Below are 14286 nucleotides of genomic sequence, written 5' to 3'. Positions count from 1 at the left end.
CGAGCGATGAGATGACCTCAAAATCTTAGGCAGTGTACATTTACTTCAAGGACTGGGTTCTGTATTGCACAGGGCTCAGTCTTTTTAGTTTAAGCTAAGTTATTTCTTGACTGTAGGAGTGGAACTTAGCTTATGTTTACGTTTTTGCTATAGATTAAAAAAAACGTTTTGTTAACATGGCTTTAATCAGTGTTTTCTATTGATGTTTATAAACCGTTATTTATGTTCTTTGTTAGCTCTATGCTTAGTATTACGAGTGTTTGTGTTCCAAATACTGGCTCCTAAGCGATAGCCCATGTTTTATCACTGCTAGATGTCTTCAGCCCTTATGATCAAAAAATATCTCAATCTGTATCTGCTATCGAAAGTTAGGCCTCACTCATCTACTCAGATGCAGATGCACTCGCTATCTAAACGGCTGCCATATCTAAGTCAGTTAAAGATCCATTCATCGATTCAATCCATCAAAAATTTGCATAAATATCATACCAGCCTAGTAGGCAAAAAAACTTTTGGCACACTTAATACTACAGTAAGCATTGGCGCATTGTTGATATTGCAAGGTATTGTGCTGATACCAGCCCATGCTGCCAGTACTACTAAAAGTGGGCAGCGTGTATTGATGATTGAAATGACACCAGCATTATGTAGCCTGCAGCCAACACGTGCCCGTATGCGTCAATGTCTTGAAGGCTACTCATTAACCGTAGCGGGCTTGGACATGGGGTATGGTGAGCGTTGTGGTCGTGGTAGCGAGCCTCGTTTGACACCATTGCAGTTAAAGGTTGTTAACCGCATCATGCCTGACACCACTGTACGCAGCCAAGTATGGCAGCGGTTTGGTGTGTGTAGCCCACTCAGTGCTAGTAGCTATTTTCGGCAGATCACTAACTATGCTGGCGCATTGAAGTTACCGAATGAGCTCAATACTGGCAACAGTTATACGGTTTCTAAGTCGCGATTTCTCAGTCAAATGACACGCCTTAATAAAGGCATGTCATCGGCTAGTGTTGATCTTATTTGTCAAGCAGGTAGCCGAAAACAGTCCATATTAACTGAGATTGATGTTTGTTATGACGGTGCTGATTTTGGTCGTTGTCATAACATGGTAGATAGTTGTGGCAGTAAATTTATTATTTCAGGTGGTCGCTGAGTATTTTTAATAAATTCATTTGTATAAAATGTAACAATATAGTGCTGAGTAAGGTGGATATTGCTGCTAGACGATTCAGTAAACGAAGTGCTACACTAGCTCTCGGTTTATAGCTGCTATTAAGCATCAGCAGCAAACAAGTCGATATCTAAAATGATAATCACTAATTACAACTATCAATTAGAATCATGAGTTATCTAATAATCAAATAGGGAGTATTCAATGTCAATGAAACAGCCTTTACGTGTTGCCGTTACCGGTGCCGCTGGTAACATCAGTTATGCGATGCTATTCCGTATTGCCTCTGGTGAAATGCTAGGTAAAGATCAGCCAGTTATTTTGCAGTTGCTTGAAATCACTCCAGCACTTGACGCCCTAAAGGGTGTGGTTATGGAATTAGAAGACTGTGCATTCCCATTATTAGCGGGCATCGTTCAAACTGATGATGCAAACGTTGCATTCAAAGATATCGATTACGCTTTGTTAGTTGGTGCTCGCCCTCGTGGCCCAGGTATGGAACGTAAAGATTTGCTAGAAGCCAACGCTGCAATTTTCTCAGCGCAAGGTAAAGCATTAAACGACGTAGCAAGCCGTGATGTTAAAGTATTGGTTGTAGGTAACCCTGCCAACACAAACGCGCTAATCGCTCAACGTAATGCACCAGATCTTGATCCACGTAACTTTACAGCAATGACTCGTTTGGACCACAACCGTGCTATGGCACAGTTGGCTGGCAAAACTGACAGCACTGTAAATGACGTGAAAAACATGATCATCTGGGGTAACCATTCATCAACTCAGTATCCTGATCTAACCGCTTGCACTGTTAATGGCAAACCAGCATTAGACTTGGTTGATCGTACTTGGTACGAAGGTACTTATATCCCAGAAGTACAACAACGCGGTGCGGCAATCATTAAAGCACGTGGTGCATCATCTGCTGCATCTGCAGCTAACGCTGCTATCGCACACATGCGTACGTGGGCACTTGGTACTGATGAAAACGATTGGGTATCAATGGGTGTTTACTCAAACGGTGAATACGGTATCTCTGAAGGTTTAATTTACTCATTCCCATGCACTTGTGTGAACGGCGACTGGTCTATCGTAGACGGCGTTGATGTGTCATCTGATTTCTCAAAAGAGAAAATGGCTGTCACTGAGCAAGAGCTTAGCGAAGAGCGTGATGCAGTAGCACACTTACTACCATAAGTTAGTATCTAGCATTATTCGTTTTTAGTTAAAAAAGCCCTCTTAAATGTGAGGGCTTTTTTATGGTTTAACAACATTAACATAAGCATTAACATTGGATAACAGTGTTTGAAAAACCACTTGCTACAATAAAGGTGTTAAGCCAAAATATAAACCAGAGTTTATACTGATAACTAAAAAGGAGAATAACAATGTTAGGCGAACCTGAATACACTATGAATGAGTTGTTTGAACAGTTAGGACTTGATAGCTCAGATGAAGCAATTAATAGTTTTATCGAAAAGCATCAATTGCCAAAAAACGAGAAATTGATAGAATCTAGTGTTTGGACTGATACTCAGCGTATGTTTTTGCAAGAAGAATGGCAAAAAGATGCGGAATGGGTAGAAGTTATTGATGAGCTAAATGTACGTATGCATCCAGATGCCTAGCTAAGAAAGCAATCGTATCTTATGAAAAACCCACAAATATTTATGTTGTGGGTTTTTTTATGCTGTAGATATTTGCTCTAATGAGTTGGTTGATTGGCTCGCCACTCGATCAATTCTCTTACATCATTATGAATACCAGTCTTCAATGCCTCTAAGCCATCATAACGGCGTTCACCATGCAGGTAATGCAAAAATCGGACTTGTAAAGTTAAGCCATATAAATCCGCTTGTAGCTCTGGGAAATGAACCTCTAAGCGCCAATTCTGCTTTTTATCTACAGAGGGTCTAGTGCCTATATTGGCTGTACCAAATAAACTATTAGCACGCAATCCTGCTATACCCGTTTGACCATTAATGGCAGATAACGTCAAGCCATCCGCTATTACATTACCATCATTATCAAGACTCACCACATCGACTGCAAAAATACCATGTAAAGCAGGCTTTATTCGCTGCAAATCAATATTTGCGGTAGGGAAGTCTATCGTTCGACCTATCTGATCACCGCGGACAACCACTCCTGTAATTGCATATTCACGACCAAGTAGTCGGTTGGCTGCTTGAATATCACCTGCCAACAATAAATCACGCACACGAGTTGAGCTAATGCGAGCCGCTTCATCACTACTGTCAGTGATCGTATGTAAATTAGTCACATCTAAGCCATAGTTGCGTAAAAACTGGCTATCACCTGTACGGTCATGACCAAACTTAAAGTCATCGCCCAACACTAATGCTTGTACGTTTAGACGCAGTGCCAAAATGTCTGCAAAGGCTTGTGCTGATAGCGAGCGAAATTCTGTATCGAATCCTGCCACTATCAAAGTTTCTACACCGTATTCTGCTAGCAATGCTTGTTTTTCAGCGAGAGTGGTCAAACGTGCAGGTGCTTTGTCTGGCGCAAAAAATTCACGAGGTTGTGGCTCAAATATCATGACAGCAGAGCCAAGGTTTTTTGTCTGTGCGATTTTTTGGACTTGTGCAAGCATCGCTTGATGTCCTAAATGGACGCCATCAAAGTTACCGATAGTCAACACACAGGGTGCTAGGTCTACTGGGCTAATATTTGCAGGCAAAATATTTGGCGATGCAATCAGTTGCTCAAGAAAATAGGTGTTCATAAATTTTCAGCTATGATAGATAAGACCCGATAAAAAAAGAAAAACACACCATACTAAAAATCGATGTGTCTAAAATCAGTCATTATAAAGTAAAATGGCTATACTAACATCCTATAGTCTACTCATAATTTAAGTATAACGTTGTCAGTTCCATAATTTTAAAAGAATGTGGTGGTTTATACTTGCTTTTCTTTGATGGCTATCGTTAGAAATAAACCATTAAAAACCTTTATCTGTCATGCTATCAAATAAATATGGAGCCCTTATGTCTGATGTTGACTTCGATGCTGTGCCGTCTCTCTTGCTTAAATACAACCTCACTGACAAATTTACGGTACAGCGTGCAAGTGAAAAAGACTTGCCAGAGATTTTGGCGATTTATAATCAGAGTATTGCGGGTAAACAAGCAACAGCTGATCTGGCAACAGTGACCTGTGCAGAACGTGAAGATTGGTTTAACGAACATATAAATAGTGCCACACGACCTATTTATGTCGTTCGATCAGTGACCAAAACTGGCGAAAGTAATGACCTGACTGAGAGTTCGCCGATAGTGGCATGGGGCAGTTTTAGTGATCTTTATGCACGTACGGCTTACCATATTAGCACTGAGATTAGTATTTATTTGCATCAAGACTTTCATGGAAAAGGACTGGGCAGCTCATTGACACGCTGGATGCTCACACAAGCAGCAGATTTAGATATTCATAACATCATTGCACTTATTTTTGCCCATAATCAGCCAAGCTTAGGGCTATTCCGTAAGCTTGGTTTTGAGCAATGGGGTTATATGCCAAAGGTTTGTGATATGGAGGGCTTTATAGCCGATGTGGTTATGCTAGGTAAGGCTGTGTCGTCAGACTGAAACTTCTGAGATAACGCCACAGTAGATTGATAGTATTTTATCAATGACGGGCACTGTGGTGCTTTACCCTAAAATTTTCCATTGTCCTTCTATTTTCTGTAACTCATAGCTCAAGGGTGCCGGCTCACTCTGTCCTTTTAACAATATCTCGCCAGTGATGGTAGCACGTGTTTTATCATCATTGTATTGAGTATCAATGATGGTGACACTATCGACGGTTTGTTGGAAAGAGTATTGGGTCTTGGCGAGCTCTTCTGCGAAGTTTTCCATGTCTACTTTGTAGTATCCAGCAGCTTCTTTTGCATCGCCGTAATACAGACTGTCTAGTGATTTTTTAACCGTATCTTCTGGTGTGCCAGTTTCGGTATCATTGGTTAGTAGGCTTTTTTGCTCAGTGGCATCTGGCGTCCCGTCAACTGCTTGTTCGCTCTCACTTTTAGCTTCATTGTTAGTATCAGTGTCATTACTAGTATCCGCTGTTTCTGTGGTATCGGTTGTTGTCTCGGCATCTACATCCTTGCTACAACCGCTCAAAAGCAACCCAGTGCTCAGCAGACCTGTGGCAAGTAGGAGTGGCAAACGTTGGAAGGTTAGCTGTCTAGTAGTCATTGTTAAGCCTCAATATTGATTAACTGTCTATTATGGCAATTATTTGCATTGTATATTGTCAACTCTCATACCAAGCTTGTTTTGGTTTGGTAAGTGAAAACCTGCTCTATCTCTGTCTATCCGTGCTTTAGCTGACGAGGACGGAAGCCTGTGGCCAGTAATACCACACCATAAACCAGCGCGCCTACTGCACACATAATCAGTAGAGCTACTATGCGTTTCCACTGAGCATCATTGGTAGGGAAGTAGGGTAGCATGACATAAAGCATACCAACCATGGCACTGGTAGACATTACAAACTGAGCAAACAGTTTTTTCCAGTGGCTACCAAAGCGGAAGATATCACGCTTATGTAAGAAGTAATACAGTAAGCCTGCATTTACAAATGCGGCACCAGTTGTCGCCAATGCTAGACCACCATGTAGCGGTATCTCTAAAAAGTAAAAGATACTGATAAAAATAATACTAAAAATCATGTTGGCAAACACGGAAATAATACCGATTTTCACCGGTGTTTTGGTGTCTTGACGCGCAAAAAAGGCAGGTGCAAATATCTTGATTAACATAAACCCTAAGATACCGCCTGCCATACTCCGTAGCGCCAGCGCACTCATCTGTGAATCCTGTAAAGTAAATTCACCACGCATGAATAAGGACTGCATAAGTACATCTGCTAGCATAAACAAGGCAGCTGCTGCTGGAAGTCCAACCAATATAATCAAGCGTGCTGCCCAATCAAGGGTCTTTTTAAAACTTACATCGTCTTTTTGAGCCTCGCTTTTCGACAAGCTTGGCAAGATAACCGTGCCTATCGCCACCCCGATTAACCCTAGCGGTAACTCACTCATACGCTCTGCAGCATAGAGCCAAGACACCGAACCGCCAATCATTAATGACGCAAACACAGTGTTGAGCAATAAATTAATCTGCGTGACAGAGACACCAAAGATAGCAGGTAGCATAAGCTTTAAAATACGGCGAACACCTTCATGCTGAAAGTCTATCTTTGGTGCAACTAGTAGCTTTTGTTGCCATAGCTGCGGCAGTTGTATCAAAAACTGGAGCAAACCTGCGATAGCAACCGCATAGCCGAGCGCCATGATAGGGGTATCAAACATAGGCGCAAAAATCAGCGCACCGCCAATCATGCACAAGTTTAATAACACAGGGGCAAACGCTGGTGCCGCAAAACGTCCGTAGCTTTGTAATATGCCACTCGCAAAAGCGGTCATAGAAATGAACAGTAAATAAGGAAAAGTCAGACGCAGCAGTTCAGTCGTAATCGCAAACTTATCTGGTTGATCCGCAAAGCCTGGCGCAAACAAGGTTACGACCCAAGGTGCAATTAAGATAACCACTACCGTCAGCATGGACAGAGCCATTAATAGTGCACCTGATGTGCGGCTAACTAAAATCTGTACCTGCTGTAGGCTATATTTTTCTTTATATTCGGATAGTACAGGGACGAAGGCCTGACTGAAGGCACCTTCTGCAAACAGCCGGCGTAAAAAGTTCGGTATCTTAAAGGCGACCAAAAAAGCATCCATCAAACCACCAGCGCCAAAGGCACCCAACAATACGATATCGCGTACTAGACCTAAAATACGAGACAACATGGTCATACTGCTGACCACCATAGTTGAACGAAATAACCGACTTTTTGCCATGAGAACCTATTTTGCTAAGTTGTTTGCTGACTTACTGGTGTCAAAAAATTGACGAATTATAGCATTTTCATAATCGAGATAAATGGATTGAGTGTGGAATATAACTTAGAGTTTGCTATCAATTAGGCTATGGGCGACCATCTCACGCAGCTTTGGCCATTCAAAAAAATCACCGGGATCGGTTTTGCGGCCTGGTGCGATATCGCTATGGCCTGTCACATGACGACGTGTTTTGGGGTAAGCATCATATATAGCTGCGATAACTGGTGCTAGCGTATCGTATTGCTCTTGAGTGAAAGGCATAAAATCTGACCCTTCAAGCTCGATGCCAATGCTATAATTATTACATTCAGGTCGACCTAAATAGCTTGATCGACCCGCATGCCAAGCGCGTTCGTTGAAGTTTACAAACTGAGTAATGGTTCCATCGCGCTCAATAAATAGATGCGCTGAAACTTCCGCCCCTTCGATTGATTTAAAATAAGGATGGGCATTCCAGTCCAGTTGATTGGTAAACAACGCCTTTACATAGGGTATGCCATCAGAGTTACATGCGCCAAAATCATTGGGTGGCAAGCTAATATTATGAATGACAATAGTGTCGATACTGATATCTGTCGGTCTCATATTTTTATTTGGTGACGCAAGCCATGTGGCTGCAGATAGTAAGCCGTCTTTGATAGTCATTGATGCTGCTGTGGTCATGATATTCTCTTTTATAATAGTACTAAGGCGTGTTGATCATTCACAAGTCGGCACTGCTGATCGCTCAGGCAGTTCTAGGCACGCCCTAATAGATGTGCTATAGATGATTTATTGTGATCACTTTTTTATAAAATAATAGCAAAAGTGACGTGGATGCTTAAGCGGTCTAAAGCGAATATGGCTTTTTAAGTTATTTGATTTGACGACTCAGCAGGCATTACTTTCCAATTCTTAATCACGCAATCGGCGTATGAATAATAACATCTGAGGTTTTATCCTATGTCTAAACAGCCCGCTTCTCTATCTGTCGATTGTACCTTAACAGCAACTTGCCAACGAGCTTGTTTGTCATTTGCTATCACTGGATTGCTATTTTCTATACAAGCACAAGCTTTTTTGCCAACGCCAGAACTGCTAGTTACCACAGGGGAGCTGGCAGATAAGCCACAAACGACAATAAATAGTGATACCGCACCTAGCAATAACGCACCATATAATGGTGCTGAAGCAAACGTTCAAAGTACACAAACGATGCTAGGTAAAAAAGACGGTAATACCCAATCGTTGCTAGCTGTGTGGCGCAAACAGGCAGAAACAAAGAATCTAGCACAGCATACAACTTGGCGACGGTTATTGTATTTCTTTGATGATCAAAAGAAGTTAATTGGTAAGAAAAAACAAACGAGCATGGTTGATGATGCTGATTTTTTCTTAAGTAAAAATGGTCGCAGCGATTCAGCAGCGGAACTTGATGCCATGCTCGTTGCGCTTGCAAATGAAACAGCGATGACTGTTAACAATAGCAACTCGGTACTGTGCCGTTTTCCTGCGAGAGTACAATGGCTAACTGATACCTTGAATATCGACGACCCAGCGCTACAAGTTGATTGTCCAGAGCTGGATGAGTGGATGCAAACGATTGCACCTGAGCAGCTGTCTCTTATGTTTGCACAGGAGTATTTAGACAATCCGCTCTCAGCGTTTGCTCATACTCTACTGCGTATCGACTCAAAAGAAAGCGCGGCCGATCCCAAGCAGATCCAGCATGCTTATGCGCTGAATTATACGGTAGATGGCAATCCTGAGGATAGCTTTCCGGCATACTCTGTCAAGTCAGTGATCGGTGCTTATGATAGCCTTATTGAGATTGACCCTTATCCTGAAAAGCTCGCTAATTATCTACAAGGAGATGAGCGTGATACGTGGACCTATCAGCTAGATCTGACACCGAGCGAAGTGCAGCAAATTATGTTGCACGTTTGGGAAACCAAAGATTTGAAGCTACCCTATTACTTCACCACAGATAATTGCGCGTCTGAAGTGTTGCGCTTAATTGATGTGGTGCGCCCGCAGCAGCATTTATTAAGTCGATTACAGTATGCCGTCGTTCCCTCGGATGTGGTGCAGTTACTTGATAAAGAGGGCTTGCTCGCCAGTACTATTTACACGCCAGCAGATAGCACCTTACGCCAATCACAGCTTAATGAGAGCAAGCAGCAGCGTAAGCAACTGGGCTACCATAATAGTGCAGAACAGACTATAAACGAGATTAAATCTGCGCAGCTCGATCCTATCTCAAGTATATCAGCCGATGGTCAGACATTGCAGCAGCGGCGTATCGCTGTGTCGGATAATAATCCAGTGGACCGTCATTCCTTAAACCTGAGCCGTATTGCTATAGGGCAGCGCGGTGATAACGATTATATTGATCTTGGGGTGAGAGCAGGCTTCCATGACATTCTAGATCCCACTTCAGGGTATCCACAGTTTTTTAATTTAGAAGGCTTGGCTGCGACCCTACGTCTATATGACACGGACAGTGATAAAGACAATCAGCCAAAAAATATCGTCTTGCAAAATGCCACGTTAATTCGCGGTCGTTCTTTTAATCCCGTTAATTCTGCTAAGACAGGAAAATCGTGGGGTGCAAGTATCGAGGCGACACGCGTCAATGACGGCTCACAGAAAGATGGCACCGATCATCTAGTAGGAAGTGTTGGCTACGAGACGGGCTGGTCTTGGGCCTTTGGAACCCCGAATGTGGGTACTGGCGAGATGCCACCGCAGTTGTGCTATGCTTTTTTATCAGGGACGACGCAGGCAGGTCGCGGTATTAGTAAAGGCGTTCGTATCGGCGCAGGTGTGAATGCAGGTTGTCACTATCAGATTAACAATCAATTACGTGCGCAGGCTGAATTGCAACTGCCATATTGGTATCATGGCAATAGCGATACGTCTGACGTCCGTGGTCATTATTGGCAGCCGATTTCGACAGTGGGTCTACAATACGATATCGATCAAAAACAGGCGCTACGCATGAAGGCTAACTATGAGTGGCAAGATCGTATCGATGCCAATGAAGACATACAGCTGTCATATAGGCGTTATTTTTAGAGTTTAGTGGCTTTTATAATGGTTTTCAAAATGAGGACAGGGTCTAGTATTTTTTGAGTGTGACTATTGGTATTATCATCAGACGTTTTGCTAAATAAGGGGTATATGATGGGTAAGCAAAATTTACTGATTATAGGTCAAGGTGATATTGGTTTGCCAGTTACCAATAAGCTTGCACAGGACGGTTTGAATGTCACAGGACTGGCTCGTGGTGAACGGTATAATTATGAGCTAGATGACACAGTACAGTTTATGCAAGAGGATGCGTTGAGTTTGACCAGTCAGCAGTTGCAAGACTTCACTCATATTGCCATTATTGTGACTCCTGATGAGTATTCGGCCAGCGGTTATCACGATAGCTACCTTGCTATTTGTCAGCATTTGGCAACGCTTGAACCTCAGCTGCCCAATCTGTCGCGTGTTGTTTTTATCTCCTCAACAGGTGTTTATGGACAAAATGATGGCGAGTGGATCGATGTAGATACTAAGCCACTTACTCCTGAGCGTGAAGCCTCAAGAGTGATATTGCAAGCGGAACAAGCATTGCAACAAGGATTTGGTCATAAAGCCATTATTATTCGTCCTAGTGGTATTTATGGCCGAGCACGCTTAATGCGCCTACGTAAAGCCAAAGAGAAACATAAAGAGCCAGTGGCTGAGGCACATTGGAGCAACCGAATCATGGATCGTGATTTGATTAATATTATTGCAAAAGTAATGACGATAGAGGTGCCACAACCAATCTATTTAGCCACTGACTATGCGCCCGTCACCACATTGGAGTTAGGCGTTTGGTTAAGTCAACAAGTAGGTGAGACATCACCTATGATTGACGATGAAAAAACAGCAGTTACGGGAAAACGCTTGCATAGCAATATTCCATTAGCTTGGCTGGATTATCCTGATTGGCAAGTAGGTTACCGTGATATTTTGCGTCATCAAGCATAATGCTATACCAAAAAAGTAAGCATCATCGTGTCCAAGCTTGTTTAGATGACAATGTGTGGTACTAGCGCTTATGTTTCTCGCTACTCCAAATTTTGTGGATGGTATAAGATGACCGTTGGACCTGATTTGCCTTATTTGTTTTATATTTCGTAATCTATGGAGATTTCATGACCCAGCCTTCTACTTCTGATAATCGCTTAGCTACTACTGATATGACGGCGGTAGGCGGTAAGCTTGCAGAAGGCAACGCTGAGCAATCGCCTATTTTTTCTGATAGTAAGCGACCAGCTATCGTGCACCCTAACTTTGATCCAAAGCAATCACCACTTGACCCTGCAAGGCCTTTGACTGATATTCCAGAGCCTACACGTCGTCTTAATGGTCAGCTCCGCCGGTTATACGGTAATGCGGCGCGTTTTTCTCAGCGTAACAAAGACAATTTATCTAAATGGGCATTGATTGCTTCAGAAGACTTGAGGGATCACTTGTCGCTGCTGCGTGCCGCTAATTTGGCTGAGTTTCCAGACAGTTTTTATCATAATCATAGCGAGCAGCCATTATTAGTACCTCTAACTGACATGATATTGTTAGATATGTCAGATATTCAGAAAGCGCTTCATGCTTATCCAAAGCTGCAGCGTTATGGTTTTTCACTTGTTGATAGTTCATCAAATTCTGAGCTGAATAATACTAATGTCGAAAATAACGGCGCATCGCTACGTGCATTGACCAAACGTTATAATCCCGATGAGCTACTAAATAGTCTTTATGCAGATGATTGGCAAGTGATTTTGCAGCCGCAGCAGTTTGAGACAGGCAAGGGTAGTCTGGCTACTGATATCATGGCGTGTAGTGCTGCTTTGCATGTTTTAAAACAATGTAGTACGCGTAAAAGCATCAACCACAGCTATAGTGCGGCGCAAATTTGTCAGCATATACGCAGCTACCTGCTCAGTCAGGTGATTTGTGAGCCATCACAGCGTCATGTGTATCGTCAGATACGAGTTTTTTCAGGACATATTATTGTTGCTGCTTATCATTTGGGCTGGGAGATACAAGTGAGTCATGACGGACAATGTTACTTTAACCTCTCATCACGCAGCGGTTTGCTGACTCGTTATCCCAATATGCAAGACTACGATATCAATGGCTGGTTAAGTTAATGGTTGGTCAAGCTGACTAATAATGCGTACAATACTGCCAGTTTTTTGCCCTTATTTTTGTCAATAGGAACCTCTCTATGCTTAATGTTTCAGTACCTAACGCTCAAAACCCTTCTTTCTCCTCTCATCAATTTATTCAATTGGCTTTAGACAATCAAGTTCTCAAATTTGGTGAGTTTGTCCTCAAGTCTGGTCGTATCAGTCCGTATTTTTTTAATGCCGGTTTGCTTGCTAGCGGTGAGATGTTATCGTTATTAGCACGTGGCTATGCTGATGCATTGGCAGCGCAAGTGGCTGAGGCAAATAACGGCGCAGATGTGCAAGAGTTGGTCATCTTTGGTGCTGCGTACAAAGGCATTCCTTTTGTGGCTGCAACGGCACAAGCATTGTGGTTGCATCATGGTATCAATGCTAAATGGGGTTATAACCGCAAAGAGGCCAAAACCCATGGCGAAGGTGGTAATTTGGTAGGTGCTGATGTCAGTGGCAAAGCGGTTTGGGTGCTTGATGATGTCATTACAGCTGGCACGGCAATGCGTGAAGTCGTTGAGATTTTAGAACAAGCGGGTGCGAGCGTTGCAGGTATTATCGTTGCGCTTGATCGTAAAGAAAAAGGCCAAAGCGATCATTCTGCCATTCAAGAGCTGGCCTCAACATTAGAAGTGCCAGTACGTGCACTTGTCGATATTGATGATTTAATCAGTTATTTAGCAGATGACAATAGTCAATATAAAGATGCGACCCAGCTGGCAAAAATGCAGCACTATCGTGAGCAGTACGGCGTATAGTTGGGCACTGAGTTCGTTTCATATTAACAATATAACGTAAGTGAGTCTTATCATGAGCCAACCAAAACAAGAAAAATCGCTAAATATACTCGTCATTATGGATCCTATTGAGCAGGTTAACTATAAAAAAGACACCAGCCTAGCCATGATGTGGGCCGCTCAAGATCGCGGACATCAGCTTGGTTACTGTCAGATTCATGACTTGTGGTTGGACCGTGGTCAGTTGATGGTTGATACACAGCCGCTTACAGTGAAGCGTGATCCTACAGATTTTTATACATTGGGCGATAAAGCAACAGGGCCAGTGGGCGACTATGACGTGATCTTGATGCGTAAAGATCCACCGTTTGATATGCGTTTTATCTATACGACCTATATGCTCGATCATGCCAAAGCTGCAGGCGTATTAGTGGTCAATGATCCACAAGCGATTCGTGACTGTAATGAGAAACTGTTTGCCACTTGGTTTAGCAACTATATGAGCCCAACGATTGTGACCAGCAAACAAGCACATATTCGCAAGTTCATCACTGAGCAGCAAGACGTTATCGTCAAACCGTTAGATGGTATGGGCGGCACAGGGATTTTTCGTTTAACTGCTGATAGTCCCAATATTGGTGCCACGCTTGAGATGCTCACAGAGCTTGAAACATTACCCATCATGGCACAGCGTTATCTACCAGAAATCAAAGATGGTGACAAGCGTGTACTCATTGTCGATGGGGTAGTAGTGGACTATTCGTTGGCTCGTATTCCGAGCAAAGGCGAAACCCGAGGTAATCTGGCTGCTGGTGGTCGCGGTGTGGCTATGCCGTTAACGGACGTTGAGCGCCAAGTAGCTGAAGTGGTTGCACCGATCGTTAAGGAAAAAGGTCTAATGTTCGTTGGTTTGGACCTAATCGGTGGCCGTATCACTGAGATTAATGTCACTAGTCCGACCTGTGTACGCGAGATTGATGATCAGTGCGGTACAGATATTGCAACCGACTTTATCATTGCTATTGAAAATAAATTGGTCATTTGAGCAACTGAGTGCTGGCTCTAGCAATAATAGAGTGATTTATTTTTAAGGTATCTGAACAATGGTAAAAAATGGTTGTGCTAGTATGTTGTATTGATACGCTATAAATAAGAGCGACTTTATCATTGTCTCACCATGTTTATCAAAGCCAAGTCGCGGTTACTCACGACTTGGATTTTTGTTATTGATAATGAATAAAATACTATATT

General features: G+C 42.8%; 13 protein-coding genes. 9 read left to right on the top strand and 4 right to left on the bottom strand.

Annotation, left to right across the window (positions count from 1 at the left end; translation table 11 throughout):
* Positions 1–313: 313 nt before the first annotated feature.
* The 3 genes from ACT3RN_RS05975 (at position 314) to ACT3RN_RS05965 (ending at position 2796) form a co-directional block, all read left to right on the top strand.
* Positions 314–1153, top strand: a complete 840-nt coding sequence (locus ACT3RN_RS05975; protein WP_225739187.1) for a hypothetical protein — start codon at positions 314–316, stop codon at positions 1151–1153.
* 222 nt (positions 1154–1375) lie between these two features.
* On the top strand, positions 1376–2365 hold the full coding sequence (locus ACT3RN_RS05970) for a malate dehydrogenase (RefSeq protein ID WP_192519526.1): 990 nt from the start codon (positions 1376–1378) through the stop codon (positions 2363–2365).
* A gap of 191 nt (positions 2366–2556) precedes the next feature.
* A complete protein-coding gene (locus ACT3RN_RS05965) occupies positions 2557–2796 on the top strand; it encodes a DUF2789 domain-containing protein (protein ID WP_192519525.1) in 240 nt (79 codons plus the stop codon).
* A gap of 77 nt (positions 2797–2873) precedes the next feature.
* Here ACT3RN_RS05965 and ribF read toward each other — a convergent pair whose 3' ends face one another.
* Positions 2874–3917 (bottom strand): bifunctional riboflavin kinase/FAD synthetase, encoded by a 1044-nt coding sequence (gene ribF / locus ACT3RN_RS05960; RefSeq protein ID WP_192519524.1) that lies wholly within the window; start codon positions 3915–3917, stop codon positions 2874–2876.
* Positions 3918–4182: 265 nt separating this feature from the next.
* On the opposite strand from ribF, the gene ACT3RN_RS05955 reads away from it, so the two are divergent.
* Complete coding sequence (locus ACT3RN_RS05955; protein WP_192519523.1) at positions 4183–4782, top strand: GNAT family N-acetyltransferase; 600 nt, start codon at positions 4183–4185, stop codon at positions 4780–4782.
* 63 nt (positions 4783–4845) lie between these two features.
* Here the strand turns inward: ACT3RN_RS05955 and ACT3RN_RS05950 are convergent, their stop codons facing one another.
* The 3 genes from ACT3RN_RS05950 to ampD form a co-directional block, all read right to left on the bottom strand.
* Positions 4846–5391 (bottom strand): hypothetical protein, encoded by a 546-nt coding sequence (locus ACT3RN_RS05950; protein WP_192519522.1) that lies wholly within the window; start codon positions 5389–5391, stop codon positions 4846–4848.
* 116 nt (positions 5392–5507) lie between these two features.
* Entirely contained in the window at positions 5508–7058 is a 1551-nt protein-coding gene (gene murJ, locus ACT3RN_RS05945) for a murein biosynthesis integral membrane protein MurJ (protein WP_192519521.1), read from the bottom strand.
* A 105-nt stretch (positions 7059–7163) separates the two neighbouring features.
* Positions 7164–7763, bottom strand: a complete 600-nt coding sequence (gene ampD, locus ACT3RN_RS05940) for a 1,6-anhydro-N-acetylmuramyl-L-alanine amidase AmpD (protein WP_192519520.1) — start codon at positions 7761–7763, stop codon at positions 7164–7166.
* Between the two features lie 279 nt (positions 7764–8042).
* Between ampD and ACT3RN_RS05935 the strand changes: the two genes are divergently transcribed.
* From ACT3RN_RS05935 to gshB, 5 genes are all read left to right on the top strand, one after another.
* Positions 8043–10157, top strand: coding sequence for an Lnb N-terminal periplasmic domain-containing protein (locus ACT3RN_RS05935; protein WP_192991976.1), 2115 nt, complete (start codon positions 8043–8045; stop codon positions 10155–10157).
* Between the two features lie 108 nt (positions 10158–10265).
* Entirely contained in the window at positions 10266–11105 is an 840-nt protein-coding gene (locus ACT3RN_RS05930; RefSeq protein ID WP_192519518.1) for an SDR family oxidoreductase, read from the top strand.
* 167 nt (positions 11106–11272) lie between these two features.
* Positions 11273–12268 carry a hypothetical protein gene (locus ACT3RN_RS05925; RefSeq protein WP_192519517.1) on the top strand — a complete coding sequence of 332 codons (996 nt, stop codon included), beginning with the start codon at positions 11273–11275 and terminating at the stop codon, positions 12266–12268.
* Between the two features lie 77 nt (positions 12269–12345).
* On the top strand, positions 12346–13056 hold the full coding sequence (gene pyrE, locus ACT3RN_RS05920) for an orotate phosphoribosyltransferase (RefSeq protein WP_192991975.1): 711 nt from the start codon (positions 12346–12348) through the stop codon (positions 13054–13056).
* A 52-nt stretch (positions 13057–13108) separates the two neighbouring features.
* Positions 13109–14080, top strand: a complete 972-nt coding sequence (gene gshB / locus ACT3RN_RS05915) for a glutathione synthase (RefSeq protein ID WP_192991974.1) — start codon at positions 13109–13111, stop codon at positions 14078–14080.
* Positions 14081–14286: the final 206 nt, after the last annotated feature.

It is taken from the genome of Psychrobacter sp. AOP5-GZ1-6 (assembly GCF_052376345.1).
GTDB lineage: Bacteria > Pseudomonadota > Gammaproteobacteria > Pseudomonadales > Moraxellaceae > Psychrobacter.
This window is presented reverse-complemented; position numbering and strand designations above follow the sequence as displayed.